Source organism: Streptomonospora litoralis (assembly GCF_004323735.1).
Taxonomy (GTDB): Bacteria; Actinomycetota; Actinomycetes; order Streptosporangiales; family Streptosporangiaceae; genus Streptomonospora; species Streptomonospora litoralis.
In genome coordinates this window covers 2,936,759-2,960,579 of sequence record NZ_CP036455.1, presented here as the reverse complement: position 1 = coordinate 2,960,579, position 23,821 = coordinate 2,936,759, and the positions used below count along the sequence as shown (strand labels likewise).

Sequence of the window (23,821 nt, the reverse complement as noted above, 5' to 3'; positions counted from 1 at the left end):
GAGGAGGCCCTAGATTGACGCCATGCACACCGTGGCCGTCCTCGCGCTGGACGACGTCCTTGCCTTCGACCTCTCGACGCCGATCGAGGCGTTCTCGCGCGCCCGCCTGCCCGACGGCGGCGTCGCCTACCGGGTGCGCATCTGCGCGCCCGGCGGCCGAGCGGTCGACGCCGGCGCGTTCACGCCGAACGCCCCGTGGGGGCTGGAGGCGCTCGCCGACGCCGACACCGTCATGCTGCCCGGCTGCGCCGACCCGCTCGCGCCCGTGCCGCAGGAGGTCCTCTCCGCGCTGCACACGGCTGCGGCGGCGGGCACCCGCATCGCCTCGATCTGCTCGGGCGCGTTCATCCTGGCCGCGACCGGACTGCTGGACGGGCTGCGCGCCACCACCCACTGGGCCGCCGCCGACCTGCTGGCCAAGCGCCACCCGCAGATCACCGTCGACGCCGAGGTCCTCTACGTCGACAACGGCACCCTGCTGACCTCGGCCGGCGCCGCGGCGGGCCTGGACCTGTGCCTGCACCTGATCCGGCGCGATCTGGGCTCCGCGGCGGCCGCCGACGCCGCCCGCCGCGCGGTGGTGCCGCTGGAGCGCGAAGGCGGCCAGGTCCAGTTCATCGTGCACGAGCAGCCGCCCGCGCCGCGCGGCTCGGAGGTCGAGCCGCTGCTGCGGTGGCTGGAGGACAACGCCGGATACCCCCTGACGGTCGAGGACATCGCCCGCCGCGCCGCCATGAGCACCCGCACCCTCAACCGCCGCTTCCGCGAGCAGATGGGCACCACGCCGCTGCAATGGCTGCACCGCGCCCGCATCCGCCAGGCCCAGCACCTGCTGGAGACCACCGCCCGCCCCGTCGACCGCATCGCCGACCAGGTCGGCTTCGGCTCGCCCACGTCCTTCCGCGACCGCTTCAAACGCGTGGTCGGCACCAGCCCGCAGTCCTACCGGCGGGCGTTTCGCTCGGCGCCCCGGCCCTGAGCCTCACACCAGCACCACGCACCCGCGGCGCCGCAGCGCCCCCAGCCAGGCGGGGCGGCGTTCGATCTTGGTCCAGCGCAGGTCCAGCTTCTCCAGCCGCGGCAGCTCCGCCAGCGCTTCGGGAAGCGCGTCCAGTCGCGCGCCCCGCAGGTCCAGACGGCGCAGATTCACCAGCCCGGACACCGTTGCGGGCAGGCGCTGGAGCGGATTTCCGCGCAGGTCCAGGTGCATCAGCCCGCCCAGGGCGCCGATGGACGAGGGAAGTTCGCCGATGCGGTTGCCGGCGGCGTGCAACTCCCGCAGCGCCCCCAGCCCGCCGATGGAGTCGGGCAGGCGCTCGATGCGGTTGCGGTAGAGGCGCAGCTCCCGCAGCCCCGCCATGTCGCCGATCGCCTCGGGCAGCCCGGTGAGCCGGTTGTCGGTGGCGCCGAGGTAGTCCAGGCGGCGCAGCCGCCCCAGCGACTCCGGCAGGCGGGTGAGCCGGTTGCCGCTGAGGTAGAGGAAGTCGGTCAGGCCCGCGAGGTCGCCGACCTCGGCGGGCAGCTCATCGAGGCGGTTGTGGCCCAGGTCGAGCATCCGCAGCCGGCTCAGCCGCGCAATGTGCTCGGGCAGGCGGGTCAGCGCGTTCTCGGCGAGGTTGAGCGTGCGCAGCCCCCTCAGCCGCCACAGCCGCCCGGGGACCTCCGCCAGCCGGTTGGCCCCCAGCGACAGGTTTCGCAGCAGCGGCGCGTCGCCCAGCTCGTGGGGCACAGAGCGCAGCCGGTTGGCGTAGAGCAGCAGCGTGTGCAGCCGCGGCAGCGCGCACACCTCGGCCGGCAGGTGCTCCAGCAGGTTGCCGTCGAGATCGATCCGCCGCAGCCCGCGCAGCTTCGCGATCGAAGCGGGAACCCGCCGCAGCCCGGCGTGGGCGGCCTCCACCGCGACCACACGCCCGCCGGAACGCCGCAGCGCGCCGCCGGGCAGCGCAGCCTCGCCGCCGCCCCCGTTCACGGGCGCCCTGCGCCCGACGTCCGCGGGGCGCGGTGTGCGGAATTGCGGTGCGGGAGCGGCGGCGGGAGCGGGAGGATCACGGCCCCGATCCTGCCACACCGGGGGGCGGGCGGCCCGCGCCGCGGCGGCAGCGCGCCCGCGGCCCCGGCGGCACCTCACGGGAACGGGCAACGGTCGCCGATCGATGTCGCGGCCACCGATGAACGCGGCGCCTGCGCGGAGTCGGCCCTGTGAAAGCTCGAACCGACGAACGATCTCATGGAGGTGCCATGGCCGCCGACGCGATGCCGCCCGTGGTCGACGCAGCGACCTGGCAGCGGAGCCTCGAAGCCCTGCGCGACCGCGAGAAGGCCGCCACTCGGGAACTCGACGCGATCGCCGCCCAGCGCCGCCGCCTACCGATGGTCGAAATGCCCGACTACATCCTCGAAGGCGAGGACGGCCCGGTCCGGCTGGTCGATGTCTTCGACGGCAAACGCCAACTGATCGTCTACAACCACATGTGGTTTCCCGGCGAGCGCTGGCAGTGCGGGGGATGCACCAGCTTCACGGCGCAGTTCACCCGACTGGAGTTCCTCGCCGACTACGACGCCCGCTTCGTCATCGTCACCCAAGGCCCCATCGACGAGGCGCTCGCCTACAAGCGGCGCGTCGGCAACGCGATGACCTGGTACTCGACGGCGAACAGCGACTTCGGCGCCGACGTCGGCGCCCCGCCCGGCGGCGCGTTCGCCCTCAACGTCTTCCTGCGCGACGGCGAGACCGCCTACCGCACCTGGCACACCACCGGCAGAGGCCTCGAGCAGCTCGCCCACACCTTCGCCCTGGTCGACGTGCTGCCCTACGGCCGCCAGGAGGACTGGCAGGAGTCCCCCGCCGGCCACCCGAAAGGCGAACCTCCCGGCACCCGCTGGCTCAGCCCCCAAGACATCGCCGCCTACTACGGCCAGAGCGAGTGAGACCGGCGCAAGCCGCCCCGGCGCCAGCGCGCCGGGGCGGCGCGTCCCGTGCTCGCAGACGCCGCTCCCGCCGCCGGCCGGCTCCCGCAACCAGCCCGAGCCGAAACGCCGAAGCCCGCTCGGGCGGCTGCGTTCACGACACCGGCAGAAACGGGCTCGGCTCGCCGCTGTAGGAGACATGCAGCGCATCGCGCGCCCGGGTGCAGGAGACGAACAGCAGGTTGCGTTCGCGCTGCATGTCGCGGGCGTGGCCGGCCGGGTCCTCGTCGGCCTCGGCGATCTGCGACTGGCGGGGCACGGTCTCCTCGTCCGCGCCCACCACCGCGACGCAGCGGAACTCAAGTCCTTTCATCGCGTGCATGGTGCCCACCCGCACCCCGGGGCCCCTGGCCAGGCTTCCGCAGCCGATCGCCTCGTCTTTCAGGCGCTCTCCGGCGGCTTCGGCGATCTTGCGGGTGCGTGCGGCGATTCCGATGGAACCGGCCTCGACTCCGTCGTCGAGCCATTCGCGTACCTGCTCGACCAGGCCGTCGAGCTCGGCGCCGCGGTCGGCGAACCAGCGCACCGCGGGCCGGCGGCCGTGCAGGGGGGAGCTGTAGGTGTCGAGGTTGTCCTCCAGGTCGTCCAGGCCGGTGGCGGGGGAGGAGTCCAGTACCCGCACCGCCCACGAGAGGATCTCCTGGGTGCTGCGGTAGCTGACCGTCAGCTTGCGGCTGCGCCCGCGCACGTTGATGCCCAGTGAGGCCAGCGACACCCGGTGGTCGTAGATGCGCTGGTGGGGATCGCCCGCGATGAAGAGGTCGTCGGGACCCTCTCCGACCAGCGCGCGGATCAGCCGCCACTTCGCCGGGTGCAGATCCTGCGCCTCGTCGACGACCACGTGCTCGTAGCGCCGGTCGCCGGTGCGCTCCAGTATCTCGGCGGCGGTGGCCGCGACCTGGGTGAACGTCCACTGGTTGGCGGCGGACATGCGCTCGGTCGCCTCCAGCACGGCCCTCCAGACCGCGCGCTTCTGATCGACGCTGAGGCGCGTGCCCCGTCCGCGCCGCGCGGCGTCCACGTAGGCCCGCTCGGCGCCCGCCTCCTCCCAGAGGGCTTCCAGCTCGCGCGCGTCGGGGAAAGCGAGACCCGCGCCGCGCTCGTTGGACACCACCTCGTAGGCGACCCTGTCGAGGTTGCGCACGTCGACGCGTTCGCGCTGCGCGGGATCGGTGATCAGCAGTTCGACCTGCGAGCGCAGCGCCGCGTCCAGCGTCTTGGTGAACGTGGTCAGCAGGATCTGCGGCGGCCCGGATTCGTAGCGCGACGCCAGGTGGGCCACCCGGTGCACGGCCGCCACCGTCTTGCCGGTGCCGGCGCCGCCGGTGACCATCGCCGGGCCGTTGAAGCTCGGCCGGTAGGCGATCCTGCGCTGCTGGGGGTGCAGGAACACCCGCCACAGGTCGAACGCCGCCTCCAGCATCGCCTGCAGCCCCTCCGGGCCTTCCACGAACACCGCCCGGCCGGGGCTGCGCCGGATGGCGGCGGTCAGGTCGTCGGGGTCGATGCGGTCCGGTGCGACCTCCTCCACGAGGTTCTTGGCGACCTCGGCCCAGGCCTCCTCAGGCGTCATCCCCGAGGCCAGCGCCACGAGGGCGTCGTACTGGCCGCCCGGCAGCATCTTCGCCATCGCCTCCAGATGCGCCTCGGACGTCAGCAGCCGCACGATCGGCAGCGATTCGGCGTCCACACCCAGCCGGATGAGGTCGGCGTCGGAGATGTGGTCGAACAGCCGCGCCGAATCGGCGGCGGCGAGCTCCTCCAAAGCGGGGGTGAAGCTCTCCAGCGCCCCCTCGTCGCGGACCTCCAGCACGCCGAGCGCGTGGTTGACCGAGAACCGCCTGCTGCGGATGTAGGCGTAGGCCTCGTCATGGGGCAATACGGTGACCAGCAGAAAGGAGTCCCCGGCATCAGGGGCGATGACCACGCCCCGGTACCCCTGGGTGATCCGCAGCGTGCGAACCCGCGGATCGCGCGCGTCGGTGACCTTCTCCAGGTGCCCCCCGGCGTAGTACACCTCCGCGAACTTGTGCAGTGCGTCGTCGACCGCCTTCTGGATGCGCTTGTCGAGCTTGGCGTAGCGGCTCAGGAAGTCCTTGTCGATGGCGAGCTGGGGCATGGGGGATTCCTCTCTGCGCGCGGTCCGAAGGCGATCGTCTCGACCCGGCGCCGCTGAAGTCGAGACGCGATGGCAGTCCACCAGGAAGGCGGCCGCTTTGTCCCCGAAAGGGGAGAATGACCGCCACATGTCGGTAGGGCGGTCACGAATGCTGGAGCGCGCCGCTGGCCATGACCGCGGCGATGTCCGCCACCTGTCCGAGTACGTCCGCGGGGGCACGGTCCAGGTCCAGAACGTGCTGGTGCACCAGGACGGCGCCGGGGCCGGCGATGCGGTGGGTGCGCGGAGCGGGCTGAGCGCCCGAGGCGTAGATCAGGTGGCCCTGGGCCAGGTCCAGCGCGGTGCAGTAGGCCAGCACCTGGTAGACGTCGTCGTCGGTGCGGCCTGTGCGAGCGGTCTTGTACTTGGCGTCGGCGACCCCCGCCGGCGCCGGTCGGCCGTCGCCGCCCTGGCGGTAGTAGACGAGATCGGGGCGCAGCCGCAAGGTGCGGGCACGGTCCAGGTAGTGGTCGGTGTCCTGGGTTTCGCAGCGGCCGCCGTAGGAGGCCAGGGCATCGCTCAGCGCTTGGGAGACGAAGTCTTCGAAGATCTGCCACATGCGCAGCATCAGGCCCTCGACGCGCACCCCGTCGGGCCGGTGCAGTTCATAGGAACCGCCGCGCAGCACGAGTTCCGCAAGGCCCAGCGGCGCCTGGTACCGGGTGTTGAGGCGGCTGGGCCGCCAGTACGGCAGCGCGCCGCCGGGCACCGGCGCAGAGACACCGTCCAGCCGCGCGATCACGCGGTGCAGCAGCGCCCGGGTCGCGCCCTGCAGCCCGCCCAGGCGCAGAAGGCGCTGAGCCGCTGCGAGCAGGATCCGGTTCTCCGCGATGTCGGGGGAGAAGTCGTCGTAGACGACCTCCACCGGCAACAGGGAACCGAAGCGCCGACGCAGCTGCTCGGAGGAGCGGATGCGCCCGCGAACGACCGGCAACGCCTCCTCGACCGTGTGGTAGCCCAGCAGCACCCCGCGAGCCAGCGTCCGATCGGCCATGCGGGCGAACGCGGCCGCGATCGCCGGCAGCAGGTCGGTTCGCTCCTGGGCCTCGACGGTATGGCGGCGCCAGTGGACGCCGTGCTGGGCGTAGCCGATCAGGAACATGATCCGCTGGACCGCCAGTTTGGGGGCGACGCGCAGTTCGACGTCGGCATCATGCGGCCCCACGCGGACAGCTCCAACCAGCCCCTTGTCCGCGGTGAGCGTCCAGGTCCCGCCCGGTTCGGGTTTCATCGACACCAGCTCGCACGCCGCCAGCGCCGCCGCCTGTGCGGCCGTCAGCACGACCCCGGTCTGCGGCGCGTGCTCGGTCAGTTCGATCCGCGTCATGCCGACGGCGCCGCGTCGTCGCCCAGGCCCAGATCCTTGCGCAGCGTCGCCAGTCCGTACATCTTCTCGACGTCCACGCCGTCGCCGTAGTGGTGCTCCTCCAGCAGGGGGAGGATCTGGTGGCGCCACACCCGTTCCAGGCCGCGCGAGTCGGCGTGGAGCGCCTCGCGCATCAGGTAGGAGGGGCCGACGCGGAAGTCCCGGTCGGCGATGCGGTCGTTCAGGGCCGCCAGCAGCCGCGCCGCGTCGTCGGGCAGGTCGCGGCGGGAAAGCCAGCGCTCCAGTACCACCGAGGCCGGGCCGGTGCTGGGGTGCAGCTCCTGGAACCAGAAGCGGCGGCGCATGGCCGCGTCGATCAGGGCGATGGAGCGGTCGGCGGTGTTCATCGTGGCGAGGATGACGATGTTGCGCGGCAGGGTGAAGCCCAGTCCGTCGTCGGAGCCGTAGAGCAGGTCGACCGACTTTCCGCGGTACTCCAGCAGGAAGTACAACTCGCCGAAGACCTTGGCCAGGTTGCCCCGGTTGATCTCGTCGATGATCAGCACGAACGGTTCGCCCGGGCGCTTGCGGGCGGCGTCGGCGAGCTTGCGCAGCGGCCCGGGGGTGAGCTCGAAGGAGGGCTGCTGGCCGTCGGCGGCCGGGCGGGGGCGGTAGCCCTCGAAGAAGTCCTCGTAGGAGTAGGACGGGTGGAACTGCACGAGCTGGGTGTTCTCCGGTTTGCCGCCGGTGAGGTGCTTGGCCAGTTCCTGGGCGACGTAGGTCTTGCCGGTGCCGGGCGGGCCGTAGAAGATGAGCTGCGGCCGGTCGCGTAGCAGGTCGACGCATTCCTGCAGCCAGTCCTGGTCGAAGAGCAGCGCCTCGGCGAGCCCGGGATCGGCGTCGGGCAGGGAGAAGTCGCGCTCGGTGACCGGCTGGTCGGGTTCCTCGCCGAGCCACTCCTCCAGGTCCCCGGTGAACTCGGTGAGGTCGATGAGGACGGCATCGGGATTGGTGAGCCGGTTGGCCGCCGCTTCGGGGAGGTCGGTGTAGTCGCGCGGGCCGTCCGCGGTGTGCCAGGCGACCTTGCGCTGCAGGTTGGCCTTGCCGCCGCTGCTGGCGGTGTAGCCGGGCGGGCCGTCGACGAGGCCGATGTAGACCTCGGCGCCGTCGTTGGTGAGCACGATGTCGCCGGTACGCATCCGGGTGAGGAAGTCGTGGTACTCGCGGGTGAGCTTGTCGCGTTCGGTGGAGCCGGCGTGGGCGTAGCCTTCCTCGACCGCCGCGGCGACCTCCTCGCGTGCGCTGCCGGCCGGGACCTCCCGGAGCCGTGATGCGGGCAGCGAGCACATGCCCTCCGGCAGCCAGAGCGAGCGGACGAGGTTCTCGCCGTGGACGCTGGACCCGCGCACCAGCCAGGCGCGGCGTTTGGGGGTGTCGCCGGGGTCGTCGTCGGCGAGGTACTGGCGCAGGTCGGACTCGGTGAGCCGCTGATGGGGCCGTGCGCGGCCGTCGGCCCCGACAGTGCCGTCGGCCTCCAGCAGTCCTTCGACCAGGCGCCGTTCGTCCTCGGTCAGGTGCGCCTGCTCCGGCGGCCTCCCGTCGGCGTCGAGCACACGGTGCCACCCCTCGGGGCGGGTACCGCACAGGTGGTGCACGAGCAGGGAGGCGTCGAGGCCGGTGACCAGCGCCAGGTCCTGGGCGGAGGCCCACGCCCCGCCCGGCAGCGCGGGGAGGGCGTCCTGCACCCGGTCGAACCAGGCGCGCTGCCGGCGCCACTCGGTGTAGCGCTCGCGCTGGACTTCCCACAGCTTGTCCTGGTCGGGCCAGGAGTCCAGCGCCCAGCGGCCCACCCCTGTGACCTGCCAGGTGCCGTTGCCGTCCTTGAAGATCCAGCCGATCTTGACCAGCTCACTCGATACCCAGCGGAGGTTGCGGTTGGGTCCGTTCTGGTCGTTGACGTAGGCGGCCCAGTCCGACTCCAGTTGCGGGTATTCCTGCAGGAGCTGCTCCCACAGGGCCCCGACGTGCATTCCGCGGGGTTCGCCGGCCAGGATCACCATGGTCAGGCGAGTGGTCTTGGCGTTGAGTTCTTTACGGGTCGGCATCGGGGGCTCCTGAGCAGCCTGACGTGTGGGGGACGTGGGTAGGTGGCCGGCGGTGGCTTGCATGGTGTTCGGGGGCACCTTAGTTCTGGGTAGTCTCACCGTCATCGCTTCGGCTTGCGGCTGCTCGACGCGCTTGCGCGCAGGTAGCGCTGCGCCTGCGTAATCGCTTTTCGCAGCATTGATACCTGCGCGGTGGTGGCGCGGGAGCCGAGGGTCTGCACCATGGCGGTGGCGTCCTTCCTGAGGCGTTCGACGCGCCGCCGGTCTCCCTTTCGGACTGCCGCCTCCAGTTTTTCGACGGCCTCGGTGACTAGTTGACCGACGGACGGCGCGGATGCGCGTGGGCGCGCGGCAGCGGACCTGTCGGCGGCGCCCAACCGCGAGGAGATCATTCGGCGCTGCTGCGGGGAAAGCCCATTCTCAGTGTTTCGGGCTAGCCCGTGCAGTTTGTGCTTGAGCTGCGCGGCATGCTCTCGCTCCCCAGAGTGGACGGCCGTATCCAGTTCGTGCAGCAACCGCTCGGCCTGCAAACGTACGGCAGAGCGGTCTTTGAGTTTCTGCAGATCGATCAGTTTGGCTCGGAATTCGTTCTTCGCCTCGGGGGGGAAACCAGACATGTGCTGCACGATCGTGTCGATGGCGTGGCGTGCGGCACCCGGATTGTTCTCCTTCAGCGCGCGACCGATGAGGCGTCGCAGCTTCTCCACATCGTCGACCGTCTCCGGCTCGAATTCGGGTCGAGGTGTTCTGGCGGCAGTGGATGCCAGGCGAAGCCGGTGCCCGTCCGCCAGAGTCGGCGTGCGGATCCCCTTAAGGGTAAAGACGCATTCGGAGAGATCGCTCCAGCGGAGATGGCCGTCGCGGGTGGCGGTGCCGACCTCGAAAGCGCGGCCCAGATCCTGGTCCTTGAACCGGATACGCAGCGCATAACCGTTGCGGTCGATAAGTTCTCCCGCGAGTCGGGAATTGTCTCTGATGAGCCAGTCGACCCGGTTGATCTCGTCGGCTTGAAGTAGCTGTGTCAGATAGCTGTCGAACCGCTCGGAGAGCTCGATGCAGATCGGCGGAAGAGCGTCCAGGGTTTCGAGGAGGACCCGTGTGCACGTGCCGCCGGTGGAGAACTCGCCCGTGTACTGGGCGTAGCGCCCGTCCCAGCCCTGCTTTTCAAGCCAGCGGTTGACGTTCTTGCTCGCGTAAAGGTGGTCGGCGCTGTCTGCTGCACCGTGACGCCGAGTACACCCGTTGGAGGAGGACTGGTGCGCCAAGTGGCACACTCGGTCCTTGTAGACCTTATCGCTCAGCTCTCCTCCGCAGCCGCCCACATACATCCCGCACCACAGGGTCCGTCCCCGATGGCGTCGCCGGAACGCTTGTACGCCCGCCTCGTCCATGGGCAGATAGACGGGATCCTGTGATCGCGGGTTGCCCAAGACCGCTGTCTGAATCAGACGGTGGTCGTCTGCGTCGTCTCGGCGCGCCATAAAGAACCATAACCACGCTGTTTCGCCCCGTCGCATCGCTGCAGCGATGGTTGGCCGGTTCCGGTCAGGCAGGAAGTCGGTGGCCGCTCACCTATCGATTATGCCTGCTCGATCTTCGGGTAGCCGATCCTCGCCATTGCGAAGGTGCCGTTGACACTCCGTGAGCGGTAGCGTCAGCTGAAGGTCCATCGGACGGTTCGGGACGGGTGGGTGGTCTGGTGTGAAGGCGGGGCGGCGCCTGGGGAAGACTCCGGCGGAACTCGGCAACACGACAGGGGTGAGCGGGTCTCCGGATATCGTCGAGCTTGACGACGGCGGTTTCGCCGTCATCGGCGTCGACGTGACAGAAGAAATCGGCGTTACGCCCTTGAGCGACGCGAAATGCGCGCCGAACGAACGGATCGTTCGAATCCCCCGCAACACGCTCACAGCAGCCAAGAAGGACATCCCGGAGAGTTAGGTGCAGCCACCCCGGTGGGTCGTGGAAGGCGGTACGCGCCTCGACCTCGACGAATTCGGTGCGGAGTTCTCGACCGCCTGGTCGCGTTTGGAGTCGAGGTTCCTCAAGATCGAGTGCTGGCAGTCCTACCAGGAGAGTGCGGCCAACGAGTCCCAGGAGGCCTACCGGCGCGGCGATCTCGAAAGTTCCCTTGATCTGCTGAAAAAGGAGGCCGAGAGCGACCGTCCGCTCTACGAGGACGTACGCGCCCGCGCGATCGAGTTCGCCCGAGTGCGCGTCGTGCAGGAGCCGGTGACCGAATACCTGCGCTACGAGCTGATGAGTTACCGCATTCGCGCGACGATGGGCGAGAACATCGAGGTCGTACGGGAGTCATCCGAGACGCCGTTGCCGAACGGGGAGACCTTCGACTTCCTGCTCTTCGACCGGCGTACCGCCCTGGTCCACGACTACGGACACGGCCCGACCGGTGTGCAGGCGGGAGGCTGGCTGGTACGCGACCCCCGCACCGTTGGGGCCTTGGAAGAGCGGGCACTCGCGTTGCGCGCCGGCGCCGTTCCTCTCGAACGGTTCCTGGCTCAGTCGGAACTTTGAGGCGTGCCGATCCGTCGCGGCCGCGACGGATCGCGGGCGGTAGGCTGCGCTGATGAACCGGGGAGGGGTGCGATCCGCTGCGGTGGGCGCCGGCGTCGTCCTCGGCGTCGCAGCGGTGGCCGCAAGTCTGGCTATTCCGGCCCTGCTGCTCCTGGGAGCCGACGACAGGACACTCGACCGCTGGTCCAAGATCGGCGAGGCCGTCGCCCCGGTCGGTGTCTTCTTCTCCGGTGTCGCCTTCATCGGGATCGCCCTGACGCTTTTCCTGCAGCGGCGCGATCTGCAGAACCAGAGGTCGCAGTTGGACCTGGCGATGGAAGACCAGCGGCGCAGCAGCGAGATCTCGCTGCGGCAGATCCACACCGACATCGTCAAGATGGCGATCGACGACGACGAGCTGCTCGGAGTCTGGCCGGAGGTGTACCCGGGATCGCGGGAGACGCGGAAAGACCACTACTGCAATCTGGTCCTCAACCTGCAGAAGGTCGCCTACGAAACCCAGACGATCGAACTCGACGAGTTGCGCGGAGCCCTGCGCCACCTGATGACCAGCCGCGACATCTACACCTTCTGGGCGAAGGCCAGAGCGGCCCGCGCGGCCGTGACCGGCGGCGACGAAGCCGAGGACTTCTTCACCGCAGAGGCCGACGCGGCTTTTGCGGCGACGCGGCCTCCCTCCCCGCAGGGCCTGGCGGCTGTCCTGGTCAACGCGATCGCCCAGTGGCGGCGCGAACGCACAACGGTGCTGCGACGAGGATGACGTACTGATCGGGGCAGCCGATCGCGCTAACCGGATCCCGGCTCGTTCGGGTCGGGACCGACCCCGCGCACGGTTTCCAGGATGTAGTTCGGGCATGCGAGGTCGGCCCAGGTGAAGCGGATGATGCGGACGTCGGGGCGGGCGAGTTCGAGGGCGTTCTGGCGGCGGCGATCGCGCAGCAGCGACTCGGGGAGCTCGTGCGGCGCGCGGCCGTCGGCCTCGACGAGCAGGCGGCGGTCGGACCACCACAGGTCGCCGACGGCGAGGAGGCGGCCGCGGGCGTCGTGGAAGGGGTGCTGCAGATCGTCCGGCGGCACGCCGCCGTCCGCGCACACCAGCCGGATGCGCGTCTCCAGAGGGCTCTGCGCCCGGCCGTCGGCCAGGCCCCACCAGGGGCGCGAGCGGCGGCAACCGGAGCGGGCACGGTTGGCGGTGGCGAGCCCGGAAAGTTCCCCGCTCCGGACGAGCCCCTGGTTGAGAGCGGAGTCGAGCAGGCAGACCGCGGTGTAGCGGTCCACACGCAGCACGACGTCGCGCAGGGTCCGCCCGGGGCGCGTGGCCCGGATCCGGCCTCGCGAGACGGTCTCCTTCGGCTCGGTGGCCCAGGTGTAGAGGCGGACACCGGGAATGCGGTACGGGGTGCCCGTGGCCGGAAGGGTCATGTGCACGGTCCCGTCCCACATGGGCAGCCCGTGCAGGCCCCACAACCGCGCGGCGGTCTCGGCACTGGCGAACGCCGCCGGCCCCAGCGCCGACTGCGCCGCCATGACCGCCGACAGCAACCGGCCCCGCTCACTGCGGTCCTCAAGCTCGCGGATGCGGAAGACACCCTGATGGACACGAACCCAGGCGCCACGCCGCACCAGGTGCCGAACCTCGCCCTCGGCCATTCCGCACCGGCGCGCCTGCGCGAGGGTGAGGACGCCGTACTGCGCGCCCGCGGCCCGGCGTGCCTCCTCGGTCTCCATACGCCCGAGCATGACCGTGCGGCAAAGCCCGCGGCCACACGGATTATGCGGTTGTGGACGGTGAGACCGACTCTCCCTCATCTATCGCGAGGTTTCTGCCGGTTTTCCCCGCCACAGCGACGGTTTCCGCGCAATAGATGACGGCACCGGGTCGGCGCGAGCCGAAGGCGGCGGCGTCCCCCGGCGGCCCCTCAGCGGGCGCCCGCCAATGACCTTTGTGGACGACCGTCCACTTTCACGGCAAATGCAGCTTGCGACGTCGGAGGCCATGCTCGCTGATCGCGACGACGTAGGGCCCTTCGGCGCGGTGGGCCATGCGGCATACGGCGGCCGCATGGCCCAGGAATAGCTCCACCATCGGAGGGCCCTTCAACCGACGGTTCGCCAGGCCGAAGGCGCGGGCGCTGTTCATGTAGATGCAGTGGGCTTCCAGCGGATTGACAGCGATCTGAAGGTCCTTGCATAGGAGGACGTCGCCTTTGGCGGTTGCCTCCTCGATCCACTGGACGTCTTCGACGCGCTGGGAGGAGTCCTTGCCGTAGCGCTCGTCCATGGTCTCCAACTGCCAGCCGGCATCGCGCAGGGCGCCCGCAACGATGCGCGAACCGAGACCCCGGTCGAGGAAGAACGTCAGGCCATCGGGGGATGAGAGGTCCATGCGCTTCTCAGGTGGCTTGCGGGAGAACAGCCGCGATCTCCCGTTCAGTCAGCTCATAGTCGTAGGCGAGTTCTTCAAGGCTCTCCCCGGCGTGCCGTCGGTCGGTGATGTCCGAGACCCGGATACCGCGTCGCGCGACAGTAGGGGCGCCCCCATTGATCCGGGGATCCACAACTACATCGGCGCGCTCGTATCGGGGGAGCCGGATGAGCTTGGCCCAGCCGTCTTCGTAGGTGACCTGCGTGAGGTAGTCCTTGATGACTTCGCGAAACACACCCTGGTTGTTCCGAAGGACCACGAGCCCGCCGACGACGTGTTGATCATAGGGATCGTCGGACTGCTGCCCGTAGTTCCAGAGAACTTCCGCGCCATCGGTGTACAGACGCTCGCTGGCCAATGCTTGGGGCAGACCGAACCGCTTCTCCAACTCCTCGACGGCCGACCTGATGCGCTGCATCGACACCCCGGCGGCCCGGAACGCCGAGATCACGTAAGACTCGGCGAACCCGACGAAAGGAACGCTCGGCTTCCTGCCGCTCACCGTTGGGTCGGTGGTGATCAACGAAGCCGACACCGTGCGCCGGCCGCTGGGGCGCTTGATCGTGTATCCGTTGGCCCAGTTGCGCAACGTGTTGGTTCGTATTCCCACAAGCTGTGCGGCTTCGCTGCGCCGATATATCGGGGTGGTATAGCGAGGATCGTCGAGCGGCCGTACAGGTGCCGTCGCTCCGGTCACGGCCTCTCCCTCCCTGGTAGGAAGCACCAAGTATGGCACTGCTTGGTCGGGGTGTGCAGTTGAACGACCCGGTAGGCGCAGACTTCTCGGGACCCGGGCGAGCGGCGGGGGCGGCTTGTGTGCCGCGGCCGGAGCGGCTGCGTTGGGGAGTGTCCGGGGCAGGGGGCAGGAGGGTGGGGGCTGGCTGGGGGCTGGTTCAGATGCGGTGATGGTGAATGGCGGGGTGCGGGGACTGCGCGGCGCTGCTGGGGCTACAGCCTCGCGCGGTCGGTGAGGCCGTCCAGGGACAGGGTGGCGAGGTTGAAGGCCGCCCAGACGGTCAGGCCCATGTCCTCGGCTGGAGTGTGGCCCCAACCGTCGGCGACGGCGGCGACCAGGTGCAGGCCGCGCCACCCAGGGGAGCCGGGGGTCGGCGACTTCAACTCGGGCCAGGTGTGCGCACCGGCGAGGCGTTCGGCGCTGGTGGGGCCTTCGTCGGTCACCGAGACGACGGCCAGCCCGCTGGGCAGGGCGCTGATGCTGAGCGCGAGCGTGCCGCCGGGCTCGCCGCTGCGGGTGTGGCGGCAGGCGTTGCCGAAGAGTTCGGCGGCGACCAGTTCGGCGTCGTCGACGATGGCGGTGTGACCGGCCAGAGCGGTGCGGACGAGCCGGCGGACGTGCGGGCAGTGGACGGGCTCGCCCGGGTAGACGCGCAGTTCGGAGACGGCCGGGGGCGGGCGGAGGTCGTGGCTGGGCATGGTCAGGCTCCTTTGCTGTTGCTGGTGGTGTTGCTGAAGGTGCTGCTGCTGACGGCCGGGCGGCGGGTGGTGGCGGGCGGGGTGCCGGTGGGGGTGGCGGGGGCACCCGGGTCGGCGAGGTAGGCGGCGAGCGCTTCGGTCTGCGACGAGTCGGCCCAGCCGGTGCGGCCCCACACGAAGGACCATCCGCCGCGGATGTCCTGGACGAGGACGACGGGGATGGTGCGGTCCCGGTGGCGGACGTAGAGCACCGGGTGAGCGGTGTGGGAGAGGGCGACGACGGCGGTGCCGCCGTGCGCCCGGATGGTGGCGGCGAGGTGGGTGAGGTGGTGGGGGCGGCCACTGCTTTGAGTGGGTGGGTGGTGGCCGTGGGTGATCGTTGTGGGCATGAGGGAACCTCCTATGCACCCTGCCTCTACCTGGGAAGCTGGGGTGAGCTTGACAACATAATCTTGAAGCTATCTACCCCTAAAATCAAGCGAAAATCAGGATTACCCCAAGACTGGGAGCGTGGTTAGACTGCCCCGCATGCAACGCACGTACGGCCCGAGTGTCCGACGCCGCCGTCTCAACGCCCAGCTACGGCGCTACCGGGAGAGGAAGGGCGAGACCACTGGACAGGTGGCCAAGGCACTGGGCTGGCAACAGACCAAGGTCTCCAAGATCGAGACGGGAGAGCGCAAGAAGGTCACGGCCGACGAGTTGAGCGCGTTGCTGGACTACTACGGGGAGGACGATCCCGAGGTCCGCGAGTCCCTACATGAGTGCGCACGACTCGGCAACCAGCGGGGGTGGTGGTCGAAGTACCGCGACTTGCTGCCCAGCGGCTTGCCCGACTTCGAGGCGGAGGCATCGGTCATCAAGACCTACGAATCACAGGTAATACCGGGACTCCTCCAAACTCCGGACTACGCAGAGGCCATCTTTCGCGCGAACCTGGTGCGCAGCGGCGACGAGGTCCAGGAGCGGGTGGCTGCCCGCCTGAAACGTCAGGACTGCCTCAACCGAGTGGACCCGCCGAGCTATTGGGTGATCCTCGACGAGGCGGCACTACGGCGGGTGGTGGGTACTCGCGAAGTGATGAGCCAGCAGCTACGCCACCTCACGCACATGGCCGCCCGGCACAACGTCAACATCTACGTCCTGCCGTTCTCCGAGGGCGCGCATCCGGCGACGGTTGGGAGCTTTGTCATCATGGAGTTCCCAGACCCTATGGACGTAAGCATCGGCTACGTGGAGAACCCGACATCCAGTGTGTACGTCGAGGAAGGCCACGAGCTCGCAGATCTCAACGCCATCTTCGCCGGAGCGCAAGGAGCGGCGTTGAGCCCGGTACGGTCGCTGGCGTTCATCAACGACGTCATCGAGTCCCTAGAAGAGTGAGCCGAGTGCCTGACCAGAGATTGTGGCGGAAGAGCAGCTACAGCGGTGTGAACGAGAACTGTGTCGAAGTCGCCGACCTCCCCGGCGCCGCCGCTCTACGCGACTCCAAGCACCCCGACGCCGCAGCCCTCGCGTTCCCGGCCGCTGAGTGGCGGTCCTTCCTTACCGGCGTCGACCGAGACGAGTTCGAGGGCTGACGCACGACGGCCGCACCGCCGACCAGTCGGCGGTGCGGCCGTTGCATGTCCGGGGCCGGATCAGTCGCGCTCGGGGTGGCGCGGCCCTTCACCGGGGGGCGGGTCCAAGACGGTCCGGTAGGGCTCGCCGGTCTCGACGGCCTTCGCCATCGCGTCGTAGATCTCCAGGATCGTGTCCTTGGTGCGGTAGGAGCCGTGGGACTTGAGGTCTTTCTTCTTCACGATCGGGAACGTTTCCATGATGTAGTCAACGTCGTCCCGTTCGATCCCGTACAAGAGGAAGAACGCTGCATCCAGTTCACAGCGGAGCAGAAACCTTCGCCTCTCATTCCAGGTGAAGGGAGTTCCCGGGTACCCATGGTCTCGTGCGAACGACTCCAAGTCCCACGCGGTGTACGTTAGTTCAACCACACGGGGTGTTATCCATCCAGAGAAATCAAGAACGTTGTTGAAACGACACGCACCCCATAGCTGTTCCGGAGGAACGACGGGTAGCTGGTAAGCAGTGAAGAATTTGAGATGAGTGCCACCTACTTTTTGTCGTGCCGAATAGTCCAGAACAAAACTGGAAAGATTGGCAGCTAACCCGGCCGCCGGTCCATCGTGAGGGTACATGAGAAGCGTGCCGTCGGGCACTGCTACCCGAGGAAAGACTGCGTTAAGCATGGTTCGCTCGTCCGTAGTGCGACAAATGTCTCGCCAGCCGAATAGCCAGTCGTGACCCCACTCTTGTTCTGTCAGCTTTTCCTCGACTTCGGTTTCTCGAAGCCAGTACCTCGGTAGAGCGAGCGCGCTAGGGTTGCCCTTCTCCTCCATCGTCATGTCCCGAGCGGACTCGCTAGTCTCATAAGTCGCCCACCGGTGGTCGTAGTGGTGGAGCATCTTCGCTTCGTACAGCGGGAGCATCCGCTCCTCGCCCTTCACGAAGACATTGCCGTCTAGACGCCAGCCGTCCGCCTTGAGGTCCTCGCGGGTGTGGAAGTGGTGCGATGCTGACGTGATGTTGAAGAGGCCCTGCATGAACGAGACGCCCCACGGGTTACCGTCGGACTTCCCGTGCTCCACCAGTACGGGCGCCGCTTCATAGATCTTGAGGGTGATGTCGGCGTCGCGGCGCGACCGGAAGATAGGACAGGTGCCCGTGTTGGGATTGAGCTTGAGGATCTCCTCGGCGCTAAGGTAAAACTTTTTCTCGGCGTCAGTGAGTTCGGCTGTGTCGTGCAGGAAGAAGGCGAATTCGGCGCGCTCGACGGCGGCGCCGCGACCGGCGACAGTCAGGAGAGTGAACTTAACCCGACTGTCTACGTCGGCGAAGATCTTCCTACGGTTCTCGAAATCGAACACGGTGGCCAGTGCGCGACGTTGGACAAGGTCCTTGAAGAAGTACTGCGTCGTCGCGTCTGTCACGATCCCAGTCGGAACAATGAGCCCAAGCCTTCCGAGCGGATGCAGAAGGCTCACTCCGCTCTCGCTGAACACCGCGTAGGTGTTGATCCGGCCGCGCCCAGTGTTCTCATAACGCTGGGAGTCGGCGGCGAAGTGGCGAACCCCATCGACTCGGCGCTTCTCATCTAGATAAGACTCGTGGATGTCTTGCTTCTCTGGATGGTCGGCGAGTTCTTCGATTAGCTTCTTGCGCTTTGCGCCGGCCGCGCTCGCGATCTCTGGGTCCCGACTGGTGAAGAACTCCTGTTCCTTCAGCTCAATCTGATCCCACGGCGGATTCCCCAGCACACTCGTGAACCCGCCCTGCCACCCCGTCGCCGCGTTGTAGTCCTCCCGCTCATCATCGGCTCCCGGAAACACCTCCGGGAACTCCAGGTGCCAGTGGAAGAACTGGTATCGCCGGTTCAGCCGGTCAAGCTCCTCCGTCTGCTCCCGGCCAAGAGCCCCGTCCGCCTTCTCAAGCTGGCGCACAGTCTCCGTCGTGACCGGCGCAGCCGCATCCGGTCGCTTGGGCCAGACGAACGCCGCACACCACGCGTCAGCCACCCGCCGCCGCTGCTGCTTCTCCGCTGAGTGCTCCAGCTCCCGCAGCTTCCGTGCCTGCTCGCGGATACCGGCCAGCCCCGGCTTGGTGTTCCGGTTGATCTCGCGAGCTTCCTTCGCGAGCTTCACGTTGCTGGAGTAGCCCTCACCGGCCGAGAACGCGCTGATCTGCCCGCTCTCGCGCTCCTTCTTGTTCTGCTTCTTCACCACACCGACGAACTTCTTGTCGTCGCCCTCCAGCACCTTGAACGCGCCGTCGGGAACCCCCTGCTCCAGCAGCTTCGGCGTGGTCCCCAGCAGCGCGTTTCCCACCTTGATGTGCGGGTCCAAAAACGCCAGCGGCTTGCCGGGCTCCAGCGAAGCCAGCCACAGCGACACCTTGGTCAGCTCCACCGCCAGCGGGTTCAGGTCGACCCCGTAGATGCAGTTGCGCACCACCTCCGGCATGGCCTTGGTGACCGCGTCCGGGGTGGGCTCTTCGTCGTCCGCCTCCAGCACCGCATACGCCCGTGCGATCCTTCGTGCCGCCGCCACCAGGAAGTGCCCCGACCCGCAGGCCGGGTCGCACACGGTGATCTTCAGCAGGTCGGCCGGGACATCGTTCTCCGCGTACTTCTCGATCACCGGGTCCAGCGCGCTGTCCAGCAGCGTCTCCACCAGCGGGCTCGGCGTGTAGTAGGACCCCGTCGTCTTGCGGTCGTTGCCCGCCGCACCCTTCAGCTCGAAGGTGCGGTTGGCGGTGTCGAGGTGCGGGATCAGCTCCAGCAGCGACTCGTAGATGGAGCCCAGTTCCTCGGCGTCCAAGTGCTGGTAGTCGACCCGCTGCCAGCGGCCGCCGTCGTCCTTCACCCGCGTCAGGTGGCGCACCGCCGCCAGCAGGCGCCGGTTGGCCAGCGTGACGCTCGACTCGCGCAGCAGCTCAGGCCGGACTTCAGCGGCCTCGCCGTCGCCCGCGCTCTCCTCCAGCGCCCCGGCCGTGAAGTACAGCCCGCCCAGCGGCGGCAGCGCCAGTTCCGGTCGCCCCTCATCGGTGCCCAGCGCCTCCAGCACGATCACCAGCGTCCGCCACAGGTCGTCGTGGCGGTCGCCGATCCGCTCCGCGGCGATGCGGCGCAGTCGCTCAGTGGAGAAGTAGATCCGGTAGCGCTCCCGCGCGGCGTCGCCGGCGCGGGGGTCGAGCAGCGCCCCCTTGTCCTCGGCGACGAACAGGAACAGCACCTGGTAGGCCAGCCGCAGCAGTTCATTGCGCAGGTCGTAGCGCGACACCGCCCCCGTGCGCAGTCTCTCCCGCAGCTCGGGGCTGTCCTCCAGGAACCCGGTGCCCAACTCCTGGAGTGCCTCGGTCAGGCCGTCGCGCAGCTTGTCGCGGAACCGCACGCCGGTCTTGTCGCCCTCGGTGCGCCACTTCTCCAGCCAGCAGTCGGCCACGCTCGGCGCCTTCAGCGCCGGTGCCGCGGCGCCCTCCTCGTCTGCCGCCTCGTCGCCCTCGGCACGCCCGCCGCCGTCGGCCGCGCCCTCCGGCGTGTGCGGCTCGAACCGGGACGCGTGCGCGAGCGCGAACAGCAGAACGAAGTCGGAGTACAGCTCGCCCTCGAAGATCGACTCCAGGTCGAACTCGATGAACGCCGCCTCCGACAGCGACGCCGCGTCGCGCAGGATGCGCAGCTTCTGGCCGTTGCTGACGATGCCCCACAGGTGGTCGTCGCTGGCGTTGAGGAACTCCTGGAGCATCGACTGCGGGGCGCGATCGCCGCCGGCGTGGCCGTTGCCGCCGCGGCGCTTGTCCAGGTCGCGTTCCCAGGCCACCAGGTGGATGGGCACGCTGCCCCACACGTGGCTGATCGGGTAGGCGCGCCCCTCGGCGGTCAAATTGGTGCGCTGATGGGGGAGGCGCCCGAATCCGAGCTGCTCGAAGAGCGGCAGCAGCCAGCGGTTGCGGGTCAGCGAGACGGCCGAGTCGCCCGGCCCGGCATCGGCCAGGCGCTTCTGGAACGCCCGGTAGGCGCCCAGCAGGTCGTCCCAGCGGCGGCTGGCGGCCTCGCCGAGGCGGCGGCCGGGAACCAGCCCGTAGTCCTCGGAGCGCAGGCCCTTCAGGTCCGGGTCGCCCGCGCCGATGCGGCCGATGAGGTCGGCGGTCAGCAGCGAGCCCACCACCCGGATGGCCGAGTATCCCCGGGTGTTGACGGTGCCGGCCGCGCTGGTGCTCGCGGTACTCACTGGGAACCTCCGGCCGGAAGGTAGACGTAGGCGCCGAGCACGTCGGCGCGGTCGTGGGGGACGAGCTTCAGCCCGCGCACGCGGGCCTCGGCGGACTTGCGGACGTTGTAGTGGGCCTCGCGCAGTTCCTCGGCGATGTCGGCGCCCGCCGCGTCCAGGTCGCCCTGGAGCGCGTCGAGTTCGGCGACGGCGCGTTGGGCCTGCTTGGCGACCTGTTCGGGCAGGATGTTGCCGTCGGGGGAGGAGGACAGCAGCTCGGCGACCTCGTCGTGGCCCAGCCATTCGCGCTGTCCGTCCTCGCCGGGCCGGTAGCCGTGCACCCGCGCCTCCTCCACCACGGTGGTGCGGGGGGTCCCGCGGCCGGGCAGGGTGAGCAGGAACCGGTAGCGCACCAGCAGCAGCACGGTGCGGATGGACACCCGGGCGCTGCGGGTGACGCCGAGGCGCTTGGCGGGCGGCTTTGTCTCCGGTTTGGGGTCCAGCGCCGACTCCAGCACGTAGCGGGCCAGCGCGCGCACGGCCGGGTCGGTGCGCAGCAGGACGTGTTCGCGCGGGCCTGTGGGCAGGTCGCGGCGGAAGACGAGCTCCTTCTTGGCGGCCTTGCCGTTCTTGGCGTCGTCGTCCACGCCCAGTGCGGCGCGCACGCCCGTCGGCAGCGGGTGCGGGGCGACGGTGAGGGCCTCGCCGTCCAAGTGGGCGGGGGCGCCCAGCGCGGAGACCGAGTCGCGGACGAACGCGGCGACGTCGCTGGGGCGGCCCAGGGCGTCGCGCGCCGCGGGTCCCAGGCGCTCCAGTTCGTGTTCGACGTCGGTGAGGTCCATGCCGGACTGGGCGAACTTGGTGACGCGCCGGGACTCCTTCTCGGAGAGCAGTTCCCATTCGCGGTCCAGGTTCTCGCGGGCCCGGGTGATGCCGAGGTCGAGTTCGAGCTGGTCGGTCTGCTGCCCGCGGATGAGCACGCCTTCGACGAGGGCTTGCAGCACGGTGTCGCTGGAGCTGGGCACGGGCACCGCGACGCCGGTCTGGGCGGCGATGGTGCGGTGCTTGCGGATCAGTACGTCCAGCACGAGGCCGTCGATGCCGTTGTCCACGCCGTAGAGGGTGACGGCGCGCACCCGGTCGGCGCGCTGGCCGAAGCGGTCCACGCGGCCTTCGCGCTGCTCGTGGCGGGTGGGGTTCCACGCCAAGTCGTAGTGCACGACGGCGCGGAAGTGCTCCTGGAGGTTCACGCCTTCGGAGAGGCAGTCGGTGGCGACCAGGACGTGGCGGCCCTCGGCGCCGGTGAGCTCCTCGATGCGGGCGACCCGCTCGGCGGGGGGCAGTTCGCCGGTGACGGCGGCGACGGTGTGGTTCTTCTTCAGGGCGCCGCGCAGTTCCTCGGCGACGTAGTGGGCGGTGGGGATGTAGCGGCAGAAGACGATGGGGTCGTAGCCGTCGGCGAGCAGGTCCTTGACGGTTTTGACGACCAGTTTGAGTTTGGTGTCGTGCTGCTGGCCGCTCAGGGCGTCGGCGCGTTTGGCCAGCTCGGCCAGGCGCCGCTTCTCCTTCTTGGCGAGGGTCTCCTCGTCGGCGTCGGCGCCGGGGGTGGCGTCCACCCCCTCCACCGCTTCGTCCTCGGCGAGGTCGAGCACGGTGGAGCGGGCGAGGTCGTCGGCTTCGGGTTCGGTCTCGGCGTGGGTGGCGGCTGAGCGGGCGCGCAGGGTGGCGGCCGCGGCGGCGGGGGAGGAGGCGACCGAGCGCAGCAGAGCCAGCGCCGACCACCAGCGCACGCGCTGCTGCACGCCGGTGCCGCTGGTGTCCTGCACGGTTTCGCGGGCGTAGGCGAGGATGTCGGCGTTGAACTCGGCGTAGGCCGGGCTCATCTCGTAGTCGGCGTCGCGGGTCTCGCGGTCTTTGGGGAAAGGCGTGTCTTCGCCGATGTAGCGGCGGATGTCGTTGCGGCGGCGCTGCACGAAGTGCCGGGCGAGCAGGTCGCGGCCCTTGCTGCTGCTCAGGTCGACCTCGGCGAGTTCGGGTTTGAGCAGGCCGATGAGGTCGCGGAAGGCGTCCTCCTTGCCGCTGTGCGGGGTGGCGGTGACCAGCAGCAGGTGGCGGGAGGTGTCCTTGGCGACGCCTTTGAGCAGGTCGTGGCGGTGCTGGCGCTGGCCGGTGCCGGAGGCGCTGACGCAGGTGTGGGCCTCGTCGACGATGACGAGGTCGGGGCAGCTGCGCAGGAACTGGGCGCGGCGGTGCTCGGCCTTGATGAAGTCGGTGGAGACGATGGTGTGCTGGTAAACCTCGAACAGCGACTGGTCGGTGCGCAGGGGGCGCTCCAGGCGGCGCACGGTGGAGGGCAGCACCAGTTGGGCCTCGATGCCGAACTTGTCGCGCAGTTCGCTCTGCCACTGCTCGGCGAGGGCGGGCGAGCACAGCACGGTCAGGCCGCGGGCCTCGCCGCGCTCCAGCAGCTCCTTGGCGATGAGTCCGGCTTCGACGGTCTTGCCGATGCCGACGTCGTCGGCGATCAGCATGCGCACCGTCTCCATGCGCAGCGCCATGAGCAGCGGAACGAACTGGTACTGGCGCGGTTCGACCCCGATGGCGCCCAGCGCGCGGAAGGGGCCGGCGGTGGAGGTGAAGCCCACGCGCATGGCGGTGCGCAGCAGGCCGGCGGAGACGTGGTCGCCTATGTGCTCCACGCGGGTGGAGGGGCGCGGGAAGTCGGCCGGTTCCACCTCGCCGGGGAAGAGCAGGGCGGTGTAGGCGTCGTCGCCGTTGAGCGGGCGGGCCACGACGAAGGCGTCGTCGGTGGGCGGCAGGACCACCCATTCGCGGCCGCGGCCGCGCACCAGGGAACCGGGTTGGAACGTGGCGGTGGCGGTGCTCATCGGATGCCGCCTTGGCGGATGCGGATCTGGGTCAAGGAAACTACCTCGCGCTCGTTGATCAGGGGATTGATATCCAGCTTAGGAACCGCCGCCGACATCTCGCGGGGCTTTCGGGTGGGCTTCGAGAGAGGCGCCCACGGGGAAAGCACCAGCACTCCGCCGGGGCGGGGGCTCGTAGTGGATCTCTGGGGGTGGGCGGGACTGAGGGCCGCCCGGGGTGTGCCGCCTCTCGGCGCGC

At 69.3% G+C, this 23,821-nt stretch carries 19 protein-coding genes; 7 read left to right on the top strand and 12 right to left on the bottom strand.

Annotation, left to right across the window (positions count from 1 at the left end; all coding sequences use genetic code 11):
* The first annotated feature begins 22 nt into the window (after positions 1-22).
* Positions 23-979 (top strand): GlxA family transcriptional regulator, encoded by a 957-nt coding sequence (locus EKD16_RS12715; protein ID WP_131098575.1) that lies wholly within the window; start codon positions 23-25, stop codon positions 977-979.
* Between the two features lie 3 nt (positions 980-982).
* On the opposite strand, the gene EKD16_RS12710 is transcribed toward EKD16_RS12715, so the two are convergent.
* A complete protein-coding gene (locus EKD16_RS12710; RefSeq protein WP_242676948.1) occupies positions 983-1,969 on the bottom strand; it encodes a leucine-rich repeat domain-containing protein in 987 nt (328 codons plus the stop codon).
* Positions 1,970-2,238: 269 nt separating this feature from the next.
* Here EKD16_RS12710 and EKD16_RS12705 point away from each other — a divergent pair, with 269 nt between their 5' ends.
* A complete protein-coding gene (locus tag EKD16_RS12705) occupies positions 2,239-2,928 on the top strand; it encodes a DUF899 family protein (protein ID WP_131098574.1) in 690 nt (229 codons plus the stop codon).
* Between the two features lie 133 nt (positions 2,929-3,061).
* Here EKD16_RS12705 and EKD16_RS12700 read toward each other — a convergent pair whose 3' ends face one another.
* From EKD16_RS12700 to EKD16_RS12685, 4 genes are all read right to left on the bottom strand, one after another.
* Positions 3,062-5,086 (bottom strand): UvrD-helicase domain-containing protein, encoded by a 2,025-nt coding sequence (locus tag EKD16_RS12700; RefSeq protein WP_131098573.1) that lies wholly within the window; start codon positions 5,084-5,086, stop codon positions 3,062-3,064.
* A gap of 142 nt (positions 5,087-5,228) precedes the next feature.
* A complete protein-coding gene (locus tag EKD16_RS12695; protein WP_131098572.1) occupies positions 5,229-6,452 on the bottom strand; it encodes an McrC family protein in 1,224 nt (407 codons plus the stop codon).
* Positions 6,449-8,536: an AAA family ATPase gene (locus EKD16_RS12690; RefSeq protein ID WP_165498559.1), complete on the bottom strand. Its 2,088-nt coding sequence runs from the start codon at positions 8,534-8,536 to the stop codon at positions 6,449-6,451. The genes EKD16_RS12695 and EKD16_RS12690 overlap by 4 nt, the downstream gene beginning before the upstream one ends.
* A 101-nt stretch (positions 8,537-8,637) precedes the next feature.
* On the bottom strand, positions 8,638-9,966 hold the full coding sequence (locus EKD16_RS12685) for a hypothetical protein (protein WP_131098570.1): 1,329 nt from the start codon (positions 9,964-9,966) through the stop codon (positions 8,638-8,640).
* Positions 9,967-10,237: 271 nt separating this feature from the next.
* On the opposite strand from EKD16_RS12685, the gene EKD16_RS12680 reads away from it, so the two are divergent.
* Genes EKD16_RS12680 through EKD16_RS12670 form a run of 3 tightly spaced genes read left to right on the top strand, consistent with a single transcriptional unit; the run spans position 10,238 to position 11,831 of the window.
* On the top strand, positions 10,238-10,477 hold the full coding sequence (locus EKD16_RS12680) for a hypothetical protein (RefSeq protein ID WP_131098569.1): 240 nt from the start codon (positions 10,238-10,240) through the stop codon (positions 10,475-10,477).
* Positions 10,478-11,071 carry a DUF6879 family protein gene (locus tag EKD16_RS12675; RefSeq protein WP_131098568.1) on the top strand — a complete coding sequence of 198 codons (594 nt, stop codon included), beginning with the start codon at positions 10,478-10,480 and terminating at the stop codon, positions 11,069-11,071.
* Between the two features lie 52 nt (positions 11,072-11,123).
* The gene (locus EKD16_RS12670; protein ID WP_131098567.1) at positions 11,124-11,831 is read left to right on the top strand and encodes a DUF6082 family protein; all 708 of its coding nucleotides are present in this window, start codon (positions 11,124-11,126) and stop codon (positions 11,829-11,831) included.
* Between the two features lie 26 nt (positions 11,832-11,857).
* Here EKD16_RS12670 and EKD16_RS12665 read toward each other — a convergent pair whose 3' ends face one another.
* The 5 genes from EKD16_RS12665 to EKD16_RS25770 form a co-directional block, all read right to left on the bottom strand.
* Complete coding sequence (locus EKD16_RS12665) at positions 11,858-12,799, bottom strand: type IV toxin-antitoxin system AbiEi family antitoxin domain-containing protein (protein ID WP_242676947.1); 942 nt, start codon at positions 12,797-12,799, stop codon at positions 11,858-11,860.
* Between the two features lie 235 nt (positions 12,800-13,034).
* Positions 13,035-13,457 carry a PIN-like domain-containing protein gene (locus EKD16_RS12660; RefSeq protein ID WP_131098565.1) on the bottom strand — a complete coding sequence of 141 codons (423 nt, stop codon included), beginning with the start codon at positions 13,455-13,457 and terminating at the stop codon, positions 13,035-13,037.
* A 7-nt stretch (positions 13,458-13,464) separates the two neighbouring features.
* The gene (locus tag EKD16_RS12655) at positions 13,465-14,193 is read right to left on the bottom strand and encodes a DUF433 domain-containing protein (RefSeq protein ID WP_131098564.1); all 729 of its coding nucleotides are present in this window, start codon (positions 14,191-14,193) and stop codon (positions 13,465-13,467) included.
* Between the two features lie 251 nt (positions 14,194-14,444).
* On the bottom strand, positions 14,445-14,930 hold the full coding sequence (locus tag EKD16_RS12650) for an ATP-binding protein (RefSeq protein ID WP_131098563.1): 486 nt from the start codon (positions 14,928-14,930) through the stop codon (positions 14,445-14,447).
* Between the two features lie 2 nt (positions 14,931-14,932).
* Positions 14,933-15,319 carry a hypothetical protein gene (locus EKD16_RS25770; protein ID WP_207391288.1) on the bottom strand — a complete coding sequence of 129 codons (387 nt, stop codon included), beginning with the start codon at positions 15,317-15,319 and terminating at the stop codon, positions 14,933-14,935.
* Positions 15,320-15,458: 139 nt separating this feature from the next.
* On the opposite strand from EKD16_RS25770, the gene EKD16_RS12640 reads away from it, so the two are divergent.
* Positions 15,459-16,313 (top strand): helix-turn-helix domain-containing protein, encoded by an 855-nt coding sequence (locus EKD16_RS12640; RefSeq protein ID WP_131098562.1) that lies wholly within the window; start codon positions 15,459-15,461, stop codon positions 16,311-16,313.
* 5 nt (positions 16,314-16,318) lie between these two features.
* Positions 16,319-16,510: a DUF397 domain-containing protein gene (locus EKD16_RS12635; protein WP_131098561.1), complete on the top strand. Its 192-nt coding sequence runs from the start codon at positions 16,319-16,321 to the stop codon at positions 16,508-16,510.
* Positions 16,511-16,570: 60 nt separating this feature from the next.
* Here the strand turns inward: EKD16_RS12635 and EKD16_RS12630 are convergent, their stop codons facing one another.
* Positions 16,571-20,716, bottom strand: a complete 4,146-nt coding sequence (locus EKD16_RS12630; protein WP_242676946.1) for an Eco57I restriction-modification methylase domain-containing protein — start codon at positions 20,714-20,716, stop codon at positions 16,571-16,573.
* Positions 20,713-23,583 carry a helicase-related protein gene (locus EKD16_RS12625; protein WP_131098560.1) on the bottom strand — a complete coding sequence of 957 codons (2,871 nt, stop codon included), beginning with the start codon at positions 23,581-23,583 and terminating at the stop codon, positions 20,713-20,715. The genes EKD16_RS12630 and EKD16_RS12625 overlap by 4 nt, the downstream gene beginning before the upstream one ends.
* Positions 23,584-23,821 lie beyond the last annotated feature (238 nt).

What these genes read in the sequence shown, in the direction of transcription:
- EKD16_RS12665 (WP_242676947.1), bottom strand. Translation starts at nt 12,799, where the DNA reads ATGGAGACCGAGGAGGCACGCCGGGCCGCGGGCGCGCAGTACGGCGTC.
- EKD16_RS12640 (WP_131098562.1), top strand. Translation starts at nt 15,459, where the DNA reads ATGCAACGCACGTACGGCCCGAGTGTCCGACGCCGCCGTCTCAACGCC.
- EKD16_RS12715 (WP_131098575.1), top strand. Translation starts at nt 23, where the DNA reads ATGCACACCGTGGCCGTCCTCGCGCTGGACGACGTCCTTGCCTTCGAC.
- EKD16_RS12695 (WP_131098572.1), bottom strand. Translation starts at nt 6,452, where the DNA reads ATGACGCGGATCGAACTGACCGAGCACGCGCCGCAGACCGGGGTCGTG.
- EKD16_RS12690 (WP_165498559.1), bottom strand. Translation starts at nt 8,536, where the DNA reads ATGCCGACCCGTAAAGAACTCAACGCCAAGACCACTCGCCTGACCATG.
- EKD16_RS12650 (WP_131098563.1), bottom strand. Translation starts at nt 14,930, where the DNA reads ATGCCCAGCCACGACCTCCGCCCGCCCCCGGCCGTCTCCGAACTGCGC.
- EKD16_RS12625 (WP_131098560.1), bottom strand. Translation starts at nt 23,583, where the DNA reads ATGAGCACCGCCACCGCCACGTTCCAACCCGGTTCCCTGGTGCGCGGC.
- EKD16_RS12660 (WP_131098565.1), bottom strand. Translation starts at nt 13,457, where the DNA reads ATGGACCTCTCATCCCCCGATGGCCTGACGTTCTTCCTCGACCGGGGT.
- EKD16_RS12670 (WP_131098567.1), top strand. Translation starts at nt 11,124, where the DNA reads ATGAACCGGGGAGGGGTGCGATCCGCTGCGGTGGGCGCCGGCGTCGTC.
- EKD16_RS12705 (WP_131098574.1), top strand. Translation starts at nt 2,239, where the DNA reads ATGGCCGCCGACGCGATGCCGCCCGTGGTCGACGCAGCGACCTGGCAG.
- EKD16_RS25770 (WP_207391288.1), bottom strand. Translation starts at nt 15,319, where the DNA reads ATGCCCACAACGATCACCCACGGCCACCACCCACCCACTCAAAGCAGT.
- EKD16_RS12700 (WP_131098573.1), bottom strand. Translation starts at nt 5,086, where the DNA reads ATGCCCCAGCTCGCCATCGACAAGGACTTCCTGAGCCGCTACGCCAAG.